Here is a 21920-nt window from a genome sequence, read left to right as displayed (position 1 = left end):
GCTGCTTCATCGCTCTACCGTCGGTGGCCTCACGATGGTGTTTCTCCGATGGTGCAGCATGTCAACGGAATGTGCGTCATTTCGTGTCCGCTTGTGCCAATGTGCCGAAAGACACGTGACCTGCCCGAACTGCTATCGCGGTTTTTACCATTAGCCATCGCGGGCGATGCAGATTCGCGACACTACGCGCGATTACGAAATGAAGGATTCTTTGTAGTGTCCGGTCATCGGTGTTGCATTCAGGGTGGATGAGAAATCCCCTGGATCCACCACGCTTGCTAGGCCGGAAGCCGATGTTACACATCGTTCGGCTCGATGCCCTAGCGGGGAATACACAACCTGATGAGCAGTCCGAAAACTACAACCAAAGGAATCGCTCATAACCGTACCACTTTCCAGCACAAGTCGCTGCAATGGCACACGGATAGGCTTCACCTGTATTTACGGTCTGTCTGACTTAAAGTAAACGGCATGAAGTCGACGATGATGGACGTACCTCTTTCTGTCACCCAAATTTTCACCTACGGTGCCACTGTTTTCGGGGATACAGAGGTAACGAGTTGGGGCGAATCTGGGCCAGAAACCATCACGTTTTCCGCACTCGCCGGCCGAGCTGCCGCCTGTGCTCATGCTCTACGGTCGCTCTGCGGTATCGACGCCGACCAACGCATCGGAACCATGATGGACAACTGCGCGGAGCACCTCGAAGTGTTTTTCGCCTCGTCCTGCATGGGAGCCGTCTTTAGCCCCCTGAACTCGCATCTTTCCGACGATCAGATCGTCCACATCATCAACTATGCGGACCAGAAGGTCATCGTCGTTTCGCCCCGCAATGCACCCCGCCTGGCCAGGCTGATCACCGAGTGCCCGGGAGTCAATCACATCATCATCGCGTCCGGGTCGTCGGCACAGCGCGCTGAGGCCGTCGCTGCCTTCGATGCCATCCCTGACCCCCATTTTTCGGTCACCGATTATGAGGCTTTTATCGACGGTCAAGCCACCGAGTTTCCATGGCCGGATCTCCCCGAAGACACTGCCGCTGCTCTCTGCTTTTCGACGGGCACCGAGGGGGCGCCCAAGGGTGTGGCTTATTCCCACCGGTCTATGTTCTTGCACTCGCAGTCGCTGCTCGGCGTGGATTCTTTCGCCATCACTAATGGCGTGTCCTTCCTGTGTTGTGTGCCCATTTATCACGTCCTGAGCTGGGGTGTTCCTCTTGCTGCGTGGATGGCTGGTGCGCCGCTCATCTTCCCCGGCGAGGACCTTTCGGCGCCTCGTCTGGCGCAGGTGATCGCGACCTCGATGCCCCGTACAGCACACGGGGTCCCAACGTTGTGGGTGTCACTCTTTTCTTACTATTTCCAAAACCCACCGAAGCGTATGAGCCTTCGGGAGATTTTCGCTGGTGGTGCCCCTGTCCCGCCGGTGCTCATTAAAGTGTGGGAAGAAAAATTTGGTGTCGATGTCATTCATTGTTGGGGAATGACGGAAACGTCACCTGTAGGGACAGTATCGCGCCCTCCGGCAGGCTTGAGCGGGGAAACGAGAGATCTCTACCGCGAGTCCCAGGGGCGCTTCCCCGTCGCCATGAATTTCCGAATTGCCGACGACGCCGGCCGCGTGTTGGAAGGACACGACCGCAACCAGGGCGAAATCCAGGTGCGTGGCAATTGGGTGACCGGCTCCTACTTCCATTCACCGACGGGTGAAGGCGACGGCCCCGCTTCCCGCTTCCGCGGCGAACCCATCGATTACGCCGATGATCGTTTTACCGACGACGGATGGTTCCGCACAGGGGACGTCGGCTCTATTAACCGCGATGGGTTCTTAACGGTTAATGATCGCATTCGCGATGTCATCCGCTCAGGTGGGGAATGGATTTATTCCGCCGAGCTCGAGAACTATGTTGTCGACGCTCCCCCGGTTCTGGAGTGTGCCGTTATTGGATATCCCGACGAGACCTGGGGTGAGCGCCCGTTGGCGGTGACTGTCCTTGCCGACGGAGTTGAGCGGTCGGCGGCGACGGCGGAGCGTCTTCGCACACGACTGCGCGGAGTCATTCCCGGGTGGATGATCCCGGAGTACTGGGCGTTCGTTGACACCATCGATAAGACGAGTGTCGATAAATATGACAAGAAGGACCTGCGGCAGCACCTTGCTGACGGGAAGCTGGATGTCATTTCCCTGCAAGGCCCCCGCCGTAGTGGCGACAGCTATGGGGACAATGGTTCCTCTAGCTCAGCATCGCAGGCCTAGCGTGTGGGCGGGAAAGCCCGCCACGCACTCATCCCACGCATCTATCCCAGTTCTTTGCGATTGACCTGGATAGGCCCAGCGATGGGGAGTGTGAGAACGCGAAGCCCCTCGGAGGATGCGGTGTCAATGATTTCGGCGGGCAGATCCTCAGTGGAGAGAACCATAATGGTGGGACCAGCGCCCGACAAGTATGCCGCATAACCCCGGTTACGCAGGCGATTCACCCATTCCGCAGAGACCGGTAAGGCGTCTGCACGATAGGGCTGGTGAAGGCGATCCCTCGTTCCCTCCCACAACAGCTCGGGGTTGGTGCGCAACGCCACCGTCATGACTGCCGTTCGTGACACATTGAATCGTGCGTCGACATGGCTCACATCACTCGGCAGCACTCGGCGCACCGCATTCGTCGACGCCGTGAAATCCGGGATAAAGGCCGTCGCGCGAATGTCGGGGTGAACATCCACGCCGATCGCGTGGTACTGAGGGGCCGTTTCACCATCGACGGGTGTATCCGTCCAGGAGACCACTGCCCCACCCAACACAGATGCGGCCGCATTATCGGGGTGGCCCTCAAAAGAACTCACAACCTGAACAACCTGATCGGGGGTGAGGGCATTATCCGCTAAGGCATTAGCAGCACATACTCCAGCCGCTGCCGCCGCCGCGGACGACCCGAGACCACGCGATTGGGGAATCGCGTTTTCGCAGGATACCGCCAGGCCAGGCACGTCGGCATGGGCAACGCGGAGCCCTTCACGGATTGCCCGGACCACCAAATGCGTTCCGTCGAGAGGGACCTCGCCCGCACCTTCGCCCTGAACGTCAACGGTTAAATCCGACGCAGTGACCTCGACAGTCACGATGTCATACAACCCCACGGCCAAGCCGAGGGTGTCGAATCCGGGCCCTAAATTGGCCGACGACGCTGGCACGCGGACCGTGACCGAGCGCCCCACCGGGATATCGTGTGGCACTTAGTCTTCCCCCTCCATGCGCAGCACGCGTTCGACGGACAACACCGTATCGATGGATGAGACGTCGGCCACGGTCTTCTCGAGGTCGTCTTCCCGCGCCATGTGGGTCACAACAACCAGCCGAGCGCCGTTTTCGCTGCCCTCCTGGCGGACAGTCTTCAGCGATATGCCGCGGTTAGCGAAGCATTTGGCGACGTCGGCAAGGACACCAACCTGGTCCTTCACGTGCATCACAACGTGGTACCTGGTGTCGATAGAGCCGAATGGTGCAATAGGCAATGACGCGTACACAGATTCTCCCGGAGCACGACCACCCAAGACGATGTTTCGCGACGCACCGATGACGTCACCCAAGACAGCCGACGCAGTCGGATTTCCGCCGGCACCATTTCCGTAGAACATCAGACGCCCAGCGGCTTCTGCCTCAACGAACACCGCGTTGAAGGACTGGGACACGCTGGCCAACGGGTGGTTACGCGACACCAAGGCCGGATACACCCTGGCAGAGACTGATTCTTTGCCATCGCTATCGACAAGTCGCTCACACAGGGCCAGCAATTTGATGGTGCATCCCACCGCCTTTGCCGACGCAATATCCGCCGCGGTGATCTCGCGAATGCCTTCGCGGTAAACGTCGTCGGCGGACACGCGCGTGTGGAAAGCGATGGATGCAAGGATGGCAGCCTTGGATGCTGCATCGTATCCGTCGACGTCGGCGGTGGGGTCTGCCTCGGCATATCCCAAACGGGTCGCTTCAGCCAGCATCTCGTCATAGGACGCGCCCGACTCATCCATCGCGTCCAAGATGAAGTTCGTTGTCCCGTTGACAATGCCCATGACCCGGTTGACACGGTCACCAGCAAGGGAACGGCGCAGAGGTCCCACCACGGGGATCGCCGCCGCCACTGCTGCTTCGAAGAACAAATCTGCGCCCGACGCGTCCGCTGCTTCGGCTAGTTCGTCGGCGTGGGCCGCCACCAGGGCTTTGTTCGCGGTGACGACGGACTTCCCTGCCCGCAACGCCGCCAACACAAGCTTTCGTGGCAGGTCAATGCCGCCGATGACTTCCACGACGAGGTCGATATCGTCGCGAAGAACCAAGCTCATGGCATCGTCGGTGAGGAGGTCGGGATCAACGCCTTCACGCGGGCGGTATAGATCGGACACCGCTACACCGCGGATTTCTATTGGCCCACCAGCTCGTTCGGTAAATTCGTCGGCATATTCCTTCATGAGCCGATAGGCAGCCTGCCCGACGGTGCCAAAGCCGAGGAGGGCAACTCCGACGGTTTCCCCGGCCCCTTTTCCGGTGTTGTAGCTAGTTTGCTGGGTCATATTCCTATCCCTTGTGCTTCCCTTGTGTGGTGTTCGGTTTACAACGTTGTTGGCTCAACGTCGTAGTCCTGTATGCGTCGGCAGACAAAGCTGTATGAAGAATACTATATCTAGTATTTATGCTGGTCTACTCAGGTTTTAGGTGACCGGCAGATTCGATAAACGGATTCGACCTATCGTCGGCTGTGGTCAGCAATCATCCGCTGTGGTCAGCAATCTTCGTCGAGCGCAAGAAGGTCATCGATAGTTTCCCGACGGACCATCACGCGTTCGTGCCCGTCGCGCACCGCGACAACAGCCGGACGGCAGAACATGTTGTACCGCGACGACATAGAGAAGCAGTACGCGCCAGTCCCCGCGAGAGCGATACGGTCCCCAACCTCGATGTCGTCGGGATATATCCCGTCTTCGACGAGGATATCTCCAGATTCACAGTGCGATCCCACCAGGCGCGTGGGAATCGGGTTCCCGTGCATCAGGCGATTAATCACTCGACCATCGTAATGAGCGTTGTACAACGCGGGGCGGATGTTATCGGACATCCCTCCATCAACGGCGAGATAACGCCGAGTGGATCGCTCATCCGTGGGCACATCTTTAATTGTCCCCACCGTGTAGACGGTCACGGTCGACGGGCCGGCAATGGCTCGGCCAGGCTCGACCATCAACGTCGGCGGGTCAAAGTGCAGGTCATGGGCCGCTTTATGGACGCGAGCTTTAAGATCGTCAGCCACCGACCGGACATCCAGAGGCGAATCCGACGCACTGTAGGCAATACCGTAGCCGCCACCCAGATCCAGGATGTCCAGGGAATCCTTGACATCTTTTTTCTCGACGCCACCATCGCTGCCGTACCGCCCGAGTTGGTGGTGCAGATCAGCCATCAAGCCAAGCAAACGTTCGGCTGCCAGAGAGAAGCCGTCAGCGTCGAAAACCTGAGAGCCGACGTGGCAATGCAGCCCGGCGACGGCCAACGAGTCGTAGTCCATCGCTGCAAGGACAGCGTCCTTAGCTGCACCGGAAGCCAACGACAGGCCGAATTTCTGGTCTTCGTGTGACGTCGCAATGAATTCGTGAGTATCCGCGTGAACACCCGGTGTCACGCGAATCAACACTTCTTGACGGACACCAGCGTCCCGCGCAATCTTCCCTAGCCGATCTACTTCCTGGCGGGAGTCGATCACGATGTGGCCCACACCTGCCTGAACGGCCTTGGTCAACGTGCTGTCCAACTTGTTATTGCCATGCACGGTGATGCGCTCAGGGGGAAAACCTGCGCGCAATGCCACGTCCAACTCACCATCGGAAGCGACGTCGAGGCACAATCCCTCACTCGACACCCATCGGGCAATGCCCACGGTAAGGAACGCTTTCGATGCGTAATGAACATGGCCGGGGCCGTCGAAGGCATCGGCCATGGCCCGACATCGAGCACGGAAATCGTCCTCATCCACGACCATGAGTGGAGTTCCATACTTATTGGCCAAGTCGACCAGGCGAACACCGGCAATCGACACCTGGCCGTCATCGTCGCGGTGCGCGTTCATGGGCCACACGTGCGGTGGCAGAGCATTGAATTGGTCGGTTGAAAACTCGGGCAGGCTTGCGTCGGAGTAGAGATGCGCGAAGCCTGGTCCTTTACTCAGTAGATCCACGGGGGCTCCTACATGCGTTCGGGTGCGCTGACACCGAGAAGGTTCAATGCGTTAGCGATTGTTTGGCGCGTTGCCTGCGCTAATGCCAGCCGTGAGTGAACAATCGGTGCTGCGTCGTCGCCTGTCGGCTCTGATTTCTTGGGAAGGATTTGGCAGGAATCGTAGAACCGGTGGAATGTCCCCGCCAGCTCCTCCATATAGCGCGCAATCCGGTGCGGTTCACGAAGCTCCGCTGCGGTCCCCACCACAGAGGGGAACTCGCCCAACGTGCGAATGAGCGCACCCTCGTAGTCACTGGTCAGGAGAGAGTAATCGGGGTCCTTGGCTGCGATCCCCGCTGCCTGCGCCTTCCTACCCAACGAGCACAGCCGCGCGTGCGCATACTGCACATAAAACACGGGATTATCGTTAGTTTGGCGGGCCCACAGATCCATATCAATATCGAGCGTTTGGTCCACTGAACTGCGGATAAGCGCATAGCGGGCGGCGTCGACACCAATAAGTTCGACAAGGTCATCGAGGGTAATGACCGTCCCAGCGCGTTTCGACATCTTGACAGCTTTGCCGTCGCGCACCAGGTTCACCATCTGACCGATCAGGACCTCGACCTGGGTGGGATCGTAGCCCAGCGCCTGCGCGGCCGCCTTGAGGCGAGCGATATAACCATGGTGGTCGGCTCCCAACATATAGATGCACAGGTTGTGGCCGCGCTCGATTTTGTCCCTGATGTAGGCGATATCGCCCGCGATGTATGCTGCGTCGCCGTCGGATTTGATCACGACGCGGTCTTTGTCGTCGCCGAATGAGGTGCTGCACAGCCACCATGCCCCGTCGGCCTCGTAGAGGTTGCCGTTGTCTTTCAGTTTTTGTATCGCTTGATCCACCGCGCCGGATTCGAAGAGCGAGTTCTCGTGGAAGAACACATCGAAGTCGGTACCGAATTCGTGGAGGGTGCGCTTGATGTGCGCAAACATGAGGTCGACGCCTTCTTTGCGGAAGAGTTCCTGGCGTTCCTCGGGCGGCAGCTGCGTTGCTTCCGGGTGCTTATCGACGACGGACGACGCGATGTCCTGGATGTATTCCCCTCCGTAGCCGTCCGCCGGAGTGGGCTGGCCGAGAGCCGCCGCGACGAGTGAGCGTGCGAAGCGGTCGATCTGCCGACCGTGGTCGTTAAAGTAATACTCCCTGGTAATCGACGCGCCGCGGAATGCAAAAATGCGTCCGAGAGCGTCACCAACTGCGGCCCAGCGTGTACCTCCCAGGTGGATCGGCCCGGTAGGGTTCGCGGATACGAATTCGAGGTTGATGACCTCGTCGCTGAGTTCTGAGCTGCTACCGAACCGTTCACCTTCGGCGAGGATGCGCCCGACGATTTCTCCCTGAGCGGCGGCGGCCAGGCGAATGTTAAGGAACCCTGGGCCGGCAACATCAACAGTCTCAATGGCGGAGTTGGTGGCTAAGTCTTCTGCCAGCCAACCGGCTAGCTCCCGCGGTGATGTTCCCACTTTCTTGGCAATCTGCAGGGCCAAGTTCGTTGCGTAGTCGCCATGTTCCGGGTTACGGGGTCGTTCTACGGTCACCGTCGGTGGTAGTACCGCGGCATCTTTCCCGTGGCGTGACAAGACGGATTCAGCACGCGTGGCAATGAGAGTCGACAATTCTTCGGGAGTCATAGGCCCACAGTGTACGGCACCGCGCCGGGGTTCCCTATCACTGCCGAGTGCTGTTCCGGCTCGCTGTCGGTTTCGGTTGATTGAACCGTTTGTCAGAGCTGAGCGCTGGTGCCAGCTCATCGATATTCACCCCGAAAGTGGGTACATCTGAGTTTTTTATTTCCGAAACTTTGGTATTGCGTTAATGCACATACCCTTCTAGGGAATTTCCATGCACTGCGAGAATACTTAATAACGTCTCGCGACGATCATTTTCATTTCATCATCGGCTCATTTACCTGCGTCGATACGCGCTAACCACCTCTAAGGAATGAAGTTTTAGTCCTAAACTGATGATGACGACTTTAACCCTGAGGAGGGCTTGTGCGTATCGCACTATTTTCCACGTGTATCGGGGATGCCCTATTTCCTGACGCTTCCAAGGCGACGGCAGTGATCTTGTCCCGGCTTGGCCACGAAGTAGTATTCCCCGAAGGCCAGACGTGCTGCGGACAGATGCACGTCAACACTGGCTATCAAAGAGAAATCATCCCCCAGATCCGCGACTATGTTGACGCATTCTCGGATCCATCCATTGACTACGTCATCGCACCATCGGGCTCATGCACGGGCGCGGTCCGCCACCAGCACCACATGGTTGCGGAACGCTATGGCGATAAAGCACTCGTCGACGGTGTAAAGAAGACGGCACCGAAGACCTTGGATCTCTCAGAGTTCCTCGTTGATATCGAGGGGAAAACAAATATTGGCGCTTATTTCCCCCACCGCGTGACGTACCACTCAACCTGCCACTCACTGCGCATGGTGAAGGTGGGCGACCGCCCCTATCAGCTGCTCAAACAGGTCAAGAGCCTGGATCTTGTCCACCTGCCCGGCGCGGAGGAATGCTGCGGTTTCGGCGGAACGTTCTCGGTGAAGAACGCGGATACGTCGGCCGCCATGGTGGGCGACAAAGCTCGCAATGTTGTCTCGACCGGTGCGGAATTCGTCACCGCCGGCGACCCGAGCTGCCTGATGAATATCGGCGGTAGCTTGTCCCGCCAGCGCTCTGGGGTCCGCGCCCTGCACATTGCGGAAATCCTCGCATCGACTGAAGAACACCCCTGGACGCCGGAAAGCGCGTTCTACTCCAAGGAGGCAATGCTGTGACCATCAGTCTTGGTATGCCGACGATGCCACCCACCGCCCCTGACGGCGTCGGCAATCTTCGTGGCACGGAGAGATTCCAGCAAGCTGCCCGCCATGATCTGAAAAACTCGGTCCAGCGCCACAACTTGCGGATGGCGACGCACACGATTCGCGATAAGCGCGCCCGTGTCGTCGGTGAAATCGACGATTGGCAGCAGCTTCGCGACGCCGGGTCGGCCATCAAACGTGATGTGATGGCTCGGATGCCTGAGCTTCTGGAGCAGTTTGAGGAAGCCGTCACCGCCCGTGGTGGTCATGTGCACTGGGCTCGTGACACTAAAGAGGCCAATGAGATCATCACCGGTCTTGTTAAGGAGACGGGTGAGAAGAAGGTCGTCAAGATTAAGTCGATGGCGACGATGGAGATCGGCCTCAACGATGCTCTCAAGGAAGCTGGAATTGAGGCGCGTGAAACGGACCTGGCCGAGCTGATTGTCCAGCTTGGTCATGATCGTCCGTCACACATCGTGGTCCCTGCGATTCACCGTAACCGCGCTGAGATCCGGGACATCTTCATTAAGGAGATGCCCAACACGGATGAAAGCTTGACGGATAATCCCGCAGACTTGGCCGAAGCATCGCGACTCTTCCTGCGCAAGCAGTTTATGGATGCGAAGGTCGCCATTTCTGGCGCTAACTTCGGTATCGCAGAGACGGGCACCCTGTCCATCGTCGAGTCTGAGGGCAATGGCCGCATGTGCCTGACCTTGCCTGAAACCTTGATCTCCGTCATGGGGATTGAAAAACTCTTGCCGACGTTCAAGGACCTCGAGGTGTTTTTGCAGCTGCTTCCCCGGTCCTCCACTGGCGAGCGGATGAACCCCTACACGAGTCTGTGGTCGGGCACGACTGAGGGCGACGGGCCGAAGAACTTCCACATTGTGCTCATTGACAATGGACGCACACACGCGTTGGCGAATGCTATTGGCCGTGAAGCGCTGAAGTGCATCCGCTGCTCCGCCTGCTTGAACGTGTGCCCGGTGTACGAACGGGCTGGTGGCCACGCCTACGGGTCCACCTACCCCGGCCCCATTGGTGCCATTCTGACACCTCAGCTGGCTGGTATGGAGTCCGCTGAGGATCCCAATGCCTCCCTCCCCTACGCCTCGTCATTGTGCGGCGCGTGCTTCGAAGTCTGCCCTGTCGAGATCGACATCCCGTCCGCGTTGCTGGAGCTTCGCCATCAGAAGATCGAGCACCACCGGCCGAAGTTCGAAGGCATGATTATGAGCAGCATGGGGCTGGTCTTCGGGAATAAACAGATTTGGAACTTCTCTGCCCGGGCCGCTGTATTAGGACGCGCACTCGGATGGCCGAAGGGGAAGATCACAAGCCTGCCCGGCTTCCTCTCTGGGTGGTCGAATGTGCGGGATACGGCAATTCCGCCGAAGAAAACATTCCGTGCCTGGTTTGCGTCTGAGGAAGGCAAGAAGACGCTGGCCGCTGCCCGGAAGGAAGGCATTCCGGATAACAGTTTCCGCCATGCCGATCACAACACTGGTGACGCCTCCGAAGTGAAAGTCAGCGAACCTGGCGAGCGGAAAACGACATCGAAGCCTCTCGAGCATGTACTAGACGACGCTACTTCTCAGTCACATGCCGACAGCAGCAGCGCTAAGAATTCGTCGAAAGAGGGGAAGTAGTCATGGCATTCCGGTCTACGTCCGCTAAAGAAGAGATTCTCGGGCGAATCCGCAACGCAAACAAACTGGCTGGTGTGTCGTCGGAACCCTATCCCATTCCACGGGACTACAGAACCAACCGGACCCGGTCCACCGACGAACTGGTCAATCTCCTCGAAGACCGATTGGTGGATTACAAGGCCGATGTTCACATCGTTAAAGAGGCTGACCTGCCGTCGACGGTGGCTGATCTCTGCCGCGAACATGGCTTCTCCACAATCGGAGTAGCGGAGGGCCTCGACGAGTCGATTTATTCCTCGGTCTCAGCGAATGTTGAGAAGGACGATCACTCCACGGATCCTCATAAGTTGGGGCGCTTCGATGCGATCATCACCGAGTCTCACGTGAGTTCCGCCCAGACGGGCACGATCTACCTGGATGGGTCGGCGACGAATGGGCGACGTGCCTTGACGCTGGTCCCCGACTGCCACTTCTGCATCGTGCGCGAGGAGTCGATTGTCTACGGGGTGCCCGAGGCTATTGATCGCCTTAATCCGGAGATGCCGATCACTCTGATCTCTGGTCCGTCGGCGACCTCTGATATTGAGTTGAGTCGTGTTGAAGGGGTTCACGGACCACGAACTCTGATCGTGTTGATTGTTCGGAAGTGACTGGTAGACGGGGCATTATCGCGTGACGGCCAACGCGAGTTACCCCGCGTGTTCGTACTTTCACAGCGGAGTGCTAAGGTAGTTTCGTCGTGCGGTGAACATCCCGTTATCCATTGATTCAATGTCAGAGGATTGTGGTGGTGGTTTCGCCGGTGATGCCTCCGTAGCTCAGGGGATAGAGCGTTGGTTTCCGGTACCAAAGGTCGCAGGTTCGAATCCTGTCGGGGGCACACCACAACCCCGCTGTGATCAGTGGAATTCCATGGTCACAGCGGGGTTTAGTCTTGCCTAACTCGCTTGCTTGAGCGTCTCTACCTCAATATCGACCTCATCTTCCTTTATTCCAGCAAGATAAGCGATCGCTTCCCGCATTTCATCTGCAGCATCATCGAGGTTTTCCACCTGGGATACAGCGCCCATCTCGGGGCACACTAAAACTCAAACATCACTACTCGTTCCTGGTTCAGCTGTGACAGTAGAAGTAGACATTTTTAACCCACCATTCTTCTTTTTCTTCGGTTTTCCTCGGTCAGAGCCGGTATATCGCCTTATATTGTATTGCTGAACCCAATGGGGATGATAGTGATTCGAGGTAAAGGTCTCGGAGTTCTATTCCACAAGGACCACGGTGGCGGGCGGGCGAATCCACTAAATCAATAGTTCCCCTAAAACAAAGCCTGACGCAACAGCCGTCGCAATAGCCACCGTGCCGGGAATGAGGAACGGGTGGTTAAACACGTATTTTCCGATCCGCGTGGTGCCCGTGTCGTCCATTTCCACGGCTGCAAGAAGCGTGGGGTACGTCGGCAGAATAAACAAGGAACTTACTGCTGCAAACGATGCCACGGCTATAACGGGGCTTACTCCCACCGCCAACGCCGCTGGCATGAGAGCCTTTGTCGTAGCCGCCTGGGAGTACAACAAGGCCGCAGCAAGGAACAACACCAGAGCGAGCATCCACGGATAGTCCTTCAACACGTTCCCGGCTAGATCTTTAATCTGATCCAGGTGCGCATCGATAATGGTTGTTCCCAGCCATGCAACGCCCATGACGCATATGCACGCGGACATGCCCGACTTAAACACCTGGGTCGTCAAGATTTCAGCAGCCGGTAGCTTGCATACGAGCGTGATGATCGTGGCTGTAGCCAACATCAATGAAATGATGGCTTCATTTCTGGGCAATGTCGGATGCGAAATTAACCCCACTTGGTCGGAAATCAAGGTCGCGTAGACCATCACCGCAATACTTGCGACAAGGAAAATCCACACCGAAAGTTTGGAATTCTTTGCGGGGACATAAGCTTTCTGACCCTGGGTCCGCTTCACCAGACCTTTAGCTAGCCGATCTTGATAAATCGGGTCATCGCTTAACTCTTTACCCAGGTGATTGGTAATGAACGCTGCAGGAAAAATAGCCAAGAAAGTGGACGGAATAACCACAGCGAGAAGCGTCAGATAGCTCACCCCATGCGGCTCCATTAACGACGCCATCAAAACGACCGCAGCCGAAATCGGCGACGCGGTAATCGCAATCTGAGATGCGACAACGGAAATGGATAACGGCCTGGACGGGCGGACACCGCCCTCTTTCGCTACTTCGGCAATCACCGGAAGCGTCGAAAACGCGGTATGCCCTGTACCAGCCAATAACGTCATTAAATACGTGACAATCGGGGCAAGGAATGTGACTCGTTTGGGATTCTTCCGCAAGAAACGTTCAGCAACGTGAACCAGGTAGTCCATTCCTCCGGCCAATTGCATTGCGGCAATGGCCGAGATGACGGACATAATAATGCTGATGACGTCGAACGGGATCTGTTCATGGGACACCGGAACTCCGGTCAGTCCGAGGACAAGTACGCCCAGACCACCGGCGAAGCCGATTGCTATTGAACCTAACCGGGCCCCCAGGACAATAGCTGCCAAGACGATCAATATCTGCAGTGCAAGCAAAAAACGAGACTTTCTACTCACGCGTAAACAGGTGAATCAACGGGCGCGACCGCGTCATCATCGCCAACGTTTACAACGAGCCGTAGCCCGGAACGCTTGTGATCCGTCCACACACTAGTACCCCAGATTCACATCCCCAACACCCCAGGAAGAAACCACAATTACACTGACATTCGCTCTCGTCAGAGGTTCAGACGCGTGCCGACGCGTCTCAGGACGTGCCAACGCATGCCAGAAACGCGCAATTCGCCGTCGATAATCTCTTTATCGACGGCGAATAGGCGCTCAATCTAATAACTGAATGTGAGTTCTAACGCGCGCTCACCTGGCCAAATCGACTTGCGATCGGAGCCAGAACGAGCGGTCGTGCCGCCATCACAGCCGCTACCGCAACAGCAAGGCCACCGATGAACCAGAGGAAACCACCCCAGTCCGCAGAGTTATTACCAGCAAACATGTGATTCAGGTTCTCGCGGAAGCCCGTCGTGAAGACGAGGAAGACGTGAACGAAAACGAAGAACACGAAGAAGATCATCGTCGGGTAGTGAATATGACGAGCGACCGGGGCCGGGTACAGCTTGTTTAGGGTTTTTGCCTGTTTCGGCCACCATTCACTCATGCGCACGCCCGAGATCGCAGCTAGCGGGGCGGCAACGAAGATCACCAGGAAGTACATGATTTGCTGCAAACTGTTGAAATTCTCCCAACCGCGTTCCGCCGGCCAATCGAACGCCGCATACTGAAGAGCCGCGGACAAGGCGTTCGGGAAGACTTTCCAGCTCGTGGGTACGAGGCGCGTCCAGTGACCTGTGGAGAACAAGAGCACAACGAAAACAACACCGTTGACCAGCCACAGCACGTCAAGTGAGGTGTGCAGCCACAAGAAGATGCTGATTTTCTTACCGCCACGTTTCGATTGCCACACGGCAGGAGGCTTTTGCTGATGACGCACTTGTAGACCGGTCCGGATAATCAGCAGCATGAAGAAGAAGTTGAGGTAATGCTGCCATCGAGCCCACAACGGGAAACCGGGATCCGGCGCGGGCGATGGATCATATTCGCCGGGATACTTGTCCACCCATCGAGAGGCGGCATCCAAACTCATTAGCCAGCGGGCGCCAACAACCACGATGATTCCGAGGACAATAAGTCCGGCGGCAACGAGACCAGCGATTTTGCCCCACTGCATCAGACTCTTCTCACCGATCATGATCGGTTCGCGCTGCTTCTTCGAGTCCTTCTTCCCGGACTTCTTGGCCGCGTCTTTGCCGGTCTTGCCTTTTCCGGCCTTGCCCGCGCCCGATTTCTTATTGCCCGGCACCTTCGGACCACCGGGTTTATTCGCAGCTGGGGCCTTTGCACCTGGCTTGCCCGGTTTACCTGGCTTCCCTGGCGCACCAGGTTTCTTAGCTCCGGGTTTACTGGGGGCACCGGGAGCGGCTGCTCCAGCCGCCGAGGGTGCCTTCGGAGCGCCTGGAGCTGATGGGGCCTTCGGCGCGCCCGGTGCACCCGGAGCAGACGGCGCTTTGGGTGCGCCCGGAGCTTTAGGCGCTCCACCCGCCTTAGCGGACGTCGGTGCTTTCGGCGCACCAGGGGCAGATGGTGCAGAAGGGGCTTTTGACACGCCTGGCGCCTTGGGGGCACCGCCTGCCTTAGCAGCCGACGGAGCCTTCGCCGCCTTAGGAGCCGAGGGAGCTCTCCTCTCCTTCACATCGCCAGATGCCGACGGAGCCTTCGGAGCACCGGGAGCCTTCGGCGCGCCTGGTGCTGCCGGGGCGCCAGGCGCTTGCGACTTAGCGCTGAGCTTAGGTTTGTCGCCCGACCCAGCGTCGTCGCCCTGAGTCGTTGCGCTATCAACCTCGCGCGGCTCCACTGCGTCCTGCGTCGTGTCGTCGGCGTCAGACGCGGCTGGGGCACGCTTTTTCGAGGCCTCCGATGGGGATGGGCTCCCCGGTGGGGGTGGAGGAACTGGCGACATCGTAGATCTCTCCTCATCAATTCAAGCTCGTCATTAAATCGCGGCAATCCGGGTCCCGGTGTCCGAGTGCGACGGTTATACCCCACCGCCGGGTTGTCCACGCTGAGATAACCACCGATCAACGGTCAGCATCTTTCGTAGATAGCCCCGGCGAGCGGACTCACAGAACCGTCACGGCTGATCGTCGCGATGAAAGAATATCAACAGCTTACTGTGAACAGTGTCACTAAAGGGTGAAAAGCCACATTTCTGAAAATCACAACTCCCCCCGCCCACCCGAGAAAACGAGTAATCCCAGAGGACATCTATTACTGTGGCCATAATTTCGATGAACGCACACCGCATCAAATAACCTGTCTATATACTTGATACATAGTACTGCTTGGTGTTCGGATACGACCGAATTCATTCGGTCGCCTACCGGAATAAGCGTCGTCAATTGATTGAGATGAAAGGACACGGCAATGGCAGATACCGTTATCGAGACCTACAACGAAGATGGTGAGTGGAAGAACCGCCCTCAGGGTAATGAGCGTGCAACCAGCACCCACGAAACCAAAGAGGAAGCTGTCAAATACGGCCGTAACCTCGCTAAAGAGCGCAAGGGTGACCACATCATCAAGAATCTGGACGGCACTATTTCCGAGCGTCATTCTTACTCGGAATAGTTCGGAGCAATAAAGAACGAGCCCACGAAGAACACGCGGCTTAATATCCCGCGCCACTTACTGAGAGTGGCAGGGAAAGCGTAATAGCCGGTGCTCTTCTCACGGGCTCCGTTAATCACACCACAATTCCCAGCAGCACCGCTCTCCCACTGCGCGAGCATCGAGTGAATCTGATGTATCCCAATACAACCGTTATCTCTCCTACCGACCCACTTCCATCCAGTCTTCGCACCGCCCGAGACCGAGCGCGCAGCGTAGAAGTATTCACGGGAGCGGGGATGAGTGCTGATAGCGGTTTAGACACTTTCCGTGATGCAGAGACTGGTTTATGGAGCCACGTGGACCCCCAAGCGATGGCCAGTATTGATTCGTGGCGGGAGGATCCCGATCCCATGTGGGCCTGGTATCAATGGCGGGAACACTGTGCGCGTGAAGCACAGCCGCATGCCGGACATAAAGCGTTGGCCCGGTGGGGTGCGCGCGATGGGGTGTCGATGCACACCACGACTCAAAATATCGATGACCTGCACGAACGCGCGGGAGCGCAGAATGTGGCGCACCTCCACGGCCGCTTGAACGAATATCGGTGCAGTGTGTGCAGAAAGCCCGCGCCTGGTGAAGAACCCCCTGCTCATCCCGTTGAACGCCTCGCTCCCCCTCGCTGCGCGGAGTGCGGAGGAACAGTCCGCCCTAGCGTCGTGTGGTTTGGCGAGGCCCTGCCGGCCAAGGATTGGTCAGAGGCAGAAGCAGCCATGAACGACGCCGACCTGGTGGTCATCATCGGAACGTCCGGCGTCGTTTATCCGGCAGCATCATTGCCGACGCTTGCCGCGCGCCGTGGCACCCCCATCGTGGAGGTCAGCCCGGCCGAGACTGACCTCACCCAGTTAGCTACGTGGTCGATCCGGGCGAACGCCGCCGAGGGTTTGCCCTGGCTCGTCGACCAATAGTCTTCTTCTACTCCTCAAATTCCCCGCAGGGATCGTGGACATTCCCCACAAGATCTTTGACTGAGTCAATCACGCGACTCGGCCGGTAGGGGAAGTCCTCAATCATGTCGTCGTCGGTAATACCGGACCGGACGAGGATTGTTTTCATACCGGCTTCCATTCCGGCCTTGATGTCAGTATCCATGCGATCGCCCACCATAATGGTGTTCTCGGAGTGGACACCGATACGGCGAAGGGCCGACCTCATCATCATCGGATTCGGCTTACCGACATAATAGGGCTCTTTCAACGATGCCGTCTGAATCAGAGACGCAACAGCACCGGTAGCGGGCAGCACCCCTTCCGGCGATGGCCCCGTGATATCAGGGTTAGTACAAATAAACTTTGCACCTCGGCGGATGAGCCGAATCGCTGTCGTAATGGCCTCGAAGGAATACGTGCGGGTTTCCCCAAGCACAACGTATTCGGGATCCGAGTCAGTCAGAATCCACCCTATTTCGTGAAGCGCAGTGGTTAATCCGGATTCACCGACGACGTACGCTGTCGACACTTCTTTCTGGCTAGCGAGAAAAGCGGCCGTGGCTTTGGCCGATGTCCAGATACGCTCGGCGGGAATGTCAATCCCCGTTCGCTCTAAACGAGCCGACAGATCGCGCGGGGTATAGATCGAATTGTTGGTGAGCACCATATATTCGACGTCATTTTCGCGGAGCTCATTGAGGAACTCATCCGCGCCGGGAATGATCTCGCCTTCTTTAACCAACACACCATCCATATCTGTGAGGAAAGAGATGGGGTCGTCGCGTTGGGGCGGAGTATTAAGGACATCGGTGACGGGCACGCGTGGCTTTTCGCCTTGATCGACGCTACTGGAGGTAACGCTTTCTGCTTCTCGCGCATTTTCCGTTTTTTCTTGTCGTCTGACATGTTGTCTATTCTCGTCCTTTCAGCTATTGATCCACAATGTAGAACGTGGTGGGGTCGCGCCAGCAGTGGTCAGTTCCGGTGATTACTTAGTTCCGGTCATTTCAATCGTTTTCGCTGCTTGGACAGATTTATACCTTTCAGGAACACATGTCATGACGATGATCTGGTGTTTCTTTCCTGATTCCGTCAGGAGTTCATTCATTTTCGTGGCCCGCTCGGTATCCGCATAGCCGAGGGCATCGTCGAGGAAGACAGGCACACTTTGGTCTCCGACAAGCTCCGCGACTGCTAGGCGCTGGATAATCTGGAGTTGCTCGGCTGCACCACCGGAGAGCTCGGCAAGATTAACTGCTCGACCGTTGAGAACACGCTTCGAGATTGTCGACGCGCTAGCGGCTTGTTTGCTCCTGTTTTTCCTGCCTGTTGATCCGCCGTGAGCGGCATCGTCCTCTGAGGTAAATGACACGTCCGGACCGAAAACGTGGCCAGCCTTCTCGGTAAGAAGGTTGATATATGGCTCGAGGTACTCTTTCTTCGCATCCTCGTAGTGCTTTTCCACCAGCTCGTACAAGCGGCGAATAGCGTTGGCTCGCATCGTGGCAGCCTTGAGAGTGTTTTCTTTTTGCATGAGGATCGTCTTTTTCTCCTGAAGATCTGCATCAGGCGACCCAGATCCTTCAATCTGTCCTCGAAGATGATTCTGCTGTGCCTTCGAGTTTTCGATTGCGTGCAGAAGATCTCTTTCTCGGCGTTTGGCGTCCTCGAGTTTCTTAGTGTTCTGCTCAGGGTCAAGCGCCTTGAGATCGTGGACGGCTTTGTCATATGCGCCGCGTCGGTAGTCCCACTGTTCTTCCGCTTCATGGAAGCTATTCGCCAGAGCCTCGTCGGACAGAGCCTCCTGCGCTTCGGTTAACTTTTCTAAAGCTCTGTCGCGTTCCTTGTTCGCTGAATCGCGATTGGCTTTCTCACGCGATAGCTGGGCGGACACATCTTCTTGACGAAGTTTCTCCAGGTCGACGCGTGCCACATCACAAACGTGCTCAGCACGGTCCCTTTCCGCCCTAGCTAAATGAATGTCCTCACTCGACGGCGCACTGTCAACTTTTAACACCTCATGAGCTCGCCCTGTGGACGTAAGGTCACCATCTGAATCATGGTCAGAAGCACTCTGTTCCTCCCGATCGAGGAGTTCTTGATACTGCTCTTTACAGTCGTCGGCAGAACGACTCAGCTCTTGTAGCTTCGCCTCGATGGCTTCACGTGGTTGGTTTCCCCAGGCTATTTCTTGATCACGCTGTGCGACATCACGTTCATTGCGAGCCTGGGTATAGGCATTATGACGTTGTTCGGCGTCATCAAAGGATTCCAACCCATGCTTTTTTAACAAGCCTTTGAAGACCTCGTGAGCGGAATCGACGTCTTTCCTTCGATCACTCATTTCAGCAGAGGGTCGGATTTCCAGTGTGTATTCCCCTAGTTCAATGCGCTGGGGTCTATCCATAGGGTATTCCCCTACAGCGTCGTCCCCGTCGGGCCCCTCGATATGGATAGTTCCTACCGCAAGACCTAAAGCCTCTTCTCGGCTACGCCACACTTCTTGACTCTTTTTCAAATCATCAAATGCGTCATCGCCGATAATGGATGAGCCGTTATTGAGTTTGCTCTCAGCTTCGTGACGACGCTTGTTAGCAGCATCTCCTGACAGTAGCTTGGTCCGAACCTGTTCGGCCTCCTTCGTGGACGCGGCCCAATCTCTGTGAATTTTGAGCTTGTCCAACTCTAAATCCGCACACGTTTTAACCCGCTGCGCATCGTCATACGTATCTTGAGCAGCTTTGAGTCGCCCCTCATAGGATTCAGCTTGTTTTGCTACCTGGTTATATCTTTCTTCTGCCTTCGCTGCCTGCTGTTTCCGTTCGGCATAGTCATCGCGAAGCTGCGTCCGGCTTTGTTTTAACTCTTGCTGATGTTGAAGGGCAGATTCAGCGTCTTTCCGATCTTGTTCCGCTTGCTTCAGTTTCGCTTGAGCCTCATCGATTTTCTTTTTTTCATTTTGGGCACTATCCAGTAACGCACCCACGTCGATTAGTGTTTTTTTATTGTCGTCGAGTTTGTGGGTGATTCTCTCCAACTCTGCTCGCAAATTCGCTAATTTTTCTGCAGCATCTTTAGCATCTTTCTCATCATCCTTTGCTTCTTCATACCCACTGATAGCGTCTTTATGCACACCTGCTCGCGGTTTGCCCACTGCTGTGAAGTATTTGTCAAACTCACTCTTAATGTCTCCTCGCAAACCAATCGCGTCGCTATCGTCAGTACCATCAGATTCGGAGAGACTGTTTTCGAGTGCAGCATATTTTCCGACGTCGAGGAAATCCCATGTCCCACTGGCCTGACTGACCGTCAAGGCGTCAAAAGGCAATGATTGGTCGCTCGAGGAAAACACCTTCTTAACCCATTTCTCTGCGTCTTTTCCGGTCTTGGTTGTTCGCTGCGGACTAAGAATCGTAAGTTCTGCTTGAGAGTTTTTCAGCCACCTCTTGTACATCGAGAAGTGCTGTCCGTCGACGGTCATCTCCACGGTAACTTCGGGGGCAACATCCTTGTCCACGGGTTTGGCAGCTTTAACTTCCGCTTTTGAGCTTGAATACGAGGCAGATTTCCACATCGTCAGTGCTTTAACAACACTAGATTTCCCCACCTCATTCGGCCCAGAGATCACTGTTACACCAGCGTCCGGGAATTCTAAGGTAACGTGGTCGATAGTACGGAAGTTACTAATATCAATTTTGTGGATTTGCATGACCATTACTCGCTTTCCTGATACTTCTGATTAAGTTGGTAAAGAATTCTTAGCGCTTCCCTATCGGTATCGTCTTCAGGATCAAGATCGTCGAGAACTTTCCGAAAATACCCGTGTAAATTAAAGGCATCCGCATCGAGGGAATCCGGCACAATGCTGAGTTTGGTTTTACCCTCATGGTCGTAAAAAGCCGCGAACTTAGAAGCTAAGCGTTGTCTGTACTCCTCTATCCGGCTATCTTGTTCAAGGCTGATTCTTCCGGAGAGTGTGCTTCGTACGACGGTCGTTGAGGCGTCACGCATGTTATTGAGATCAGAAAACCATTGTTCTATATCCGCGTCAGTGGTCACTTCGCGCACATCGGAATGGAAGGACCACTCGGCCACATGGACAGGATCAACGGTCAACGTCGTTGTTCCATCGGCAACATCAATATCAACAACTAAGCAGTATCCGGAGTCTCGTTCACGATCGTCCAAATCAGTTGGCTCAGGAGATCCGGAGAACCACATACCTCCATGGTCATCGAGTTCTTCTACGGAGTGGGTATCTCCCATGGCGATGTAGTCGACCTTATGAGTACTTAATGCATGATCAACGTTGTCCAGGTCGACCGCGTGATCTGCGTAAGCCGTAGACTCATACCAATCCCGTCGGGGCTGACCGTGTCCTACCAGGACCCGGACCCCGGAAGACGGTTCAAGGTTGCGTAAGGCAGCCGAGACCGTATCTTCAGTTGGTTTATTGCTGGTCAGCGGTGCTCCTACAACTTCAATACCGCCAAGGTGGTGGATGGAATTGTCGGAAATAATGATTCCACCCGCCTCTTGTATGCGGGTAGCAAATGGCGAGTTCCACACGCTCCCGATCTGGTAGGGATCATGGTTACCAGGTAAGAACACAATGGGGATCGGAGTGAAGCGTTCAATCGCCTCAATGAAGCGGTTCTGTATCCGCTCCCCTACCTGCGGCGAGTCAAAGACGTCGCCGGCGACAACGACAGCATCACACTGTCGGTCATGAGCTATGTCTGCCATCCGTTTAATGACCGTGAACCGAGCTTGTGTGTAGAGCGCTTGGGAATCAAGGCCACCGTCGTCATTGGCCGTGTTTTTGTCTTTTTTCAGGAACCACCGTTCCATTCCGAGCTGCCAGTCTGAGGTGTGGAGAATGCGAGCATGACCGCGCGCTGAGGAATGCCCATGGTTAATCGTGCGTGTTACTTTCTCGGGGTGAGAGTGTGAGGGAGCCATAATTATCCTTC

General features: G+C 56.2%; 16 protein-coding genes and 1 tRNA gene. 7 read left to right on the top strand and 10 right to left on the bottom strand.

What is annotated here, in order from left to right; all coding sequences use genetic code 11:
• The first annotated feature begins 471 nt into the window (after positions 1-471).
• Positions 472-2256, top strand: a complete 1785-nt coding sequence (locus tag ACWORE_RS01695; protein ID WP_406604781.1) for a long-chain fatty-acid--CoA ligase — start codon at positions 472-474, stop codon at positions 2254-2256.
• Positions 2257-2297: 41 nt separating this feature from the next.
• On the opposite strand, the gene thrB is transcribed toward ACWORE_RS01695, so the two are convergent.
• From thrB to argS, 4 genes are all read right to left on the bottom strand, one after another.
• Positions 2298-3230 carry a homoserine kinase gene (gene thrB / locus ACWORE_RS01690; RefSeq protein WP_406604782.1) on the bottom strand — a complete coding sequence of 311 codons (933 nt, stop codon included), beginning with the start codon at positions 3228-3230 and terminating at the stop codon, positions 2298-2300.
• A complete protein-coding gene (locus tag ACWORE_RS01685) occupies positions 3231-4565 on the bottom strand; it encodes a homoserine dehydrogenase (RefSeq protein WP_455302254.1) in 1335 nt (444 codons plus the stop codon).
• A 209-nt stretch (positions 4566-4774) separates the two neighbouring features.
• Complete coding sequence (lysA, locus tag ACWORE_RS01680; protein ID WP_406606099.1) at positions 4775-6112, bottom strand: diaminopimelate decarboxylase; 1338 nt, start codon at positions 6110-6112, stop codon at positions 4775-4777.
• A gap of 116 nt (positions 6113-6228) precedes the next feature.
• Complete coding sequence (gene argS, locus ACWORE_RS01675; RefSeq protein ID WP_455302253.1) at positions 6229-7893, bottom strand: arginine--tRNA ligase; 1665 nt, start codon at positions 7891-7893, stop codon at positions 6229-6231.
• Between the two features lie 363 nt (positions 7894-8256).
• Between argS and ACWORE_RS01670 the strand changes: the two genes are divergently transcribed.
• From ACWORE_RS01670 to ACWORE_RS01655, 4 genes are all read left to right on the top strand, one after another.
• Positions 8257-9042 carry a (Fe-S)-binding protein gene (locus ACWORE_RS01670; protein WP_455302252.1) on the top strand — a complete coding sequence of 262 codons (786 nt, stop codon included), beginning with the start codon at positions 8257-8259 and terminating at the stop codon, positions 9040-9042.
• The gene (locus tag ACWORE_RS01665; protein ID WP_406604786.1) at positions 9039-10724 is read left to right on the top strand and encodes a LutB/LldF family L-lactate oxidation iron-sulfur protein; all 1686 of its coding nucleotides are present in this window, start codon (positions 9039-9041) and stop codon (positions 10722-10724) included. Before ACWORE_RS01670 ends, ACWORE_RS01665 begins: the two co-directional genes overlap by 4 nt.
• Positions 10725-10726: 2 nt before the next feature.
• The gene (locus ACWORE_RS01660) at positions 10727-11374 is read left to right on the top strand and encodes a LutC/YkgG family protein (protein WP_406604787.1); all 648 of its coding nucleotides are present in this window, start codon (positions 10727-10729) and stop codon (positions 11372-11374) included.
• 157 nt (positions 11375-11531) lie between these two features.
• Positions 11532-11604 (top strand) — tRNA-Arg (locus tag ACWORE_RS01655).
• 58 nt (positions 11605-11662) lie between these two features.
• Here ACWORE_RS01655 and ACWORE_RS01650 read toward each other — a convergent pair.
• From ACWORE_RS01650 to ACWORE_RS01640, 3 genes are all read right to left on the bottom strand, one after another.
• Positions 11663-11794, bottom strand: a complete 132-nt coding sequence (locus ACWORE_RS01650; RefSeq protein ID WP_296136044.1) for a hypothetical protein — start codon at positions 11792-11794, stop codon at positions 11663-11665.
• 228 nt (positions 11795-12022) lie between these two features.
• Positions 12023-13330, bottom strand: a complete 1308-nt coding sequence (locus ACWORE_RS01645; protein ID WP_455302251.1) for an anaerobic C4-dicarboxylate transporter — start codon at positions 13328-13330, stop codon at positions 12023-12025.
• A gap of 310 nt (positions 13331-13640) precedes the next feature.
• Positions 13641-15308, bottom strand: coding sequence for a cytochrome b/b6 domain-containing protein (locus tag ACWORE_RS01640; RefSeq protein WP_455302250.1), 1668 nt, complete (start codon positions 15306-15308; stop codon positions 13641-13643).
• A 464-nt stretch (positions 15309-15772) separates the two neighbouring features.
• On the opposite strand from ACWORE_RS01640, the gene ACWORE_RS01635 reads away from it, so the two are divergent.
• Complete coding sequence (locus tag ACWORE_RS01635; RefSeq protein ID WP_406604790.1) at positions 15773-15976, top strand: DUF2188 domain-containing protein; 204 nt, start codon at positions 15773-15775, stop codon at positions 15974-15976.
• A 173-nt stretch (positions 15977-16149) separates the two neighbouring features.
• A complete protein-coding gene (locus ACWORE_RS01630; protein ID WP_455302249.1) occupies positions 16150-16926 on the top strand; it encodes an NAD-dependent deacylase in 777 nt (258 codons plus the stop codon).
• Between the two features lie 7 nt (positions 16927-16933).
• On the opposite strand, the gene ACWORE_RS01625 is transcribed toward ACWORE_RS01630, so the two are convergent.
• From ACWORE_RS01625 to ACWORE_RS01615, 3 genes are all read right to left on the bottom strand, one after another.
• Complete coding sequence (locus tag ACWORE_RS01625) at positions 16934-17701, bottom strand: HAD-IIA family hydrolase (RefSeq protein ID WP_041629424.1); 768 nt, start codon at positions 17699-17701, stop codon at positions 16934-16936.
• 234 nt (positions 17702-17935) lie between these two features.
• Positions 17936-20656, bottom strand: a complete 2721-nt coding sequence (locus ACWORE_RS01620) for an AAA family ATPase (RefSeq protein WP_455302247.1) — start codon at positions 20654-20656, stop codon at positions 17936-17938.
• 5 nt (positions 20657-20661) lie between these two features.
• On the bottom strand, positions 20662-21909 hold the full coding sequence (locus tag ACWORE_RS01615; protein WP_455302246.1) for a metallophosphoesterase family protein: 1248 nt from the start codon (positions 21907-21909) through the stop codon (positions 20662-20664).
• Between the last annotated feature and the right edge of the window lie 11 nt (positions 21910-21920).

Source organism: Corynebacterium sp. c7Ub_26, from assembly GCF_053760365.1.
Note: the sequence above shows the minus strand (reverse complement) of the source record. Positions and strands in the feature narration are given on the sequence as shown.